Raw genomic sequence first — 1,154 nt, 5'->3', positions numbered from 1 at the left:
GCGGTCGGCTTGTATTCCGTGCCGTCCAGCTTGAACTCGCCGGAGTCCGGCGTGTAGAGGCCCGTGATCACGTTGAAGAACGTCGTCTTGCCGGCGCCGTTCGGGCCGATCAGGCCGTAGATCTCGCCTTCCTTGATCTCGAGGCCGACGTCGGACAGCGCCTGCAGGCCGCCGAAGCGCTTGTTCACGCCCTTGACGGACAGTCGGATTTGTTTGTCGCTCATGTGTGATATCCCCTTGTCCGTCGGTTAGGCACGCACCGACTTGGCGCTGCGCTTCGCCAGTTTCGCGATCTTGTCCTCATGCTTCGGTGCGGGCCACAGGCCTTCCGAGCGATACAGCATGATGATCACCATCGCGAGGCCGTACAGCGCCTGACGGATCACTTCGGTATCGACGATGTCGTGGCCGAAGATCGCGTGCTGCAGCGGGCTCATCGTCGAGCGCAGGAATTCCGGGAAGATCGCGAGCAGCACCGCGCCCAGGATCACGCCCGGGATGTGGCCCATGCCGCCGAGCACCACGCAGGCCAGCACCACGATCGATTCCCAGAACGTGAACGACTCGGGCGACACGAAGCCCTGGAACGAACCGAACATCGCGCCCGACAGGCCGCCGAACGACGCGCCCATCGCGAACGCGAGCAGCTTCACGTTACGGGTGTTGATGCCCATCGCCTTCGCCGCGATCTCGTCTTCGCGGATCGCCGCCCAGGCGCGGCCGATGCGCGAGTGCTGCAGACGCGTACACGTCCAGATCACCAGCAGCGCGCACAGCACGAACAGGTAGTAGTACATGTAGACCGACGGCAGCTGGAAGCCGAAGATCGAGTGCGTCTGCGACAGGTTGAAGCCGCCGACGTGCACCGGATCGATGCCCGTGATCCCCTTCGGGCCGTTGGTGATGTTCACCGGACGGTCGAGGTTGTTCATGAAGATCCGCACGATTTCACCGAAGCCGAGCGTCACGATCGCCAGGTAGTCGCCGCGCAGGCGCAGCGTCGGCGCGCCGAGCAGGATCCCGAAGGTCGCCGCGAGCGCCATCGCGATCGGCACGATGAGCAGGAACGGCACGTGCAGCCCGTTCGGCGCGAGCGCCGCGATCCACTCGAACTGCGAGGCCAGGTGCGGCGAGCTCAGCAAGGCCGCCGTGTA

The 1,154-nt window shown here is 64.8% G+C and carries 2 protein-coding genes; both read right to left on the bottom strand.

The features are described from left to right. Positions 1 to 224 (bottom strand): ATP-binding cassette domain-containing protein (locus tag DIE23_RS39015; RefSeq protein ID WP_124618198.1); only part of this gene is annotated, 224 nt, incomplete at its 3' end. 24 nt (positions 225 to 248) lie between these two features. Further along, the coding region (locus DIE23_RS39010) for a branched-chain amino acid ABC transporter permease (protein ID WP_124618196.1) at positions 249 to 1,154 on the bottom strand (906 nt) is incomplete at its 5' end.

Origin of the sequence: Burkholderia sp. Bp9143, assembly GCF_003853645.1 — a bacterium.
Taxonomy (GTDB): domain Bacteria; phylum Pseudomonadota; class Gammaproteobacteria; order Burkholderiales; family Burkholderiaceae; genus Burkholderia.
This window is presented reverse-complemented; position numbering and strand designations above follow the sequence as displayed.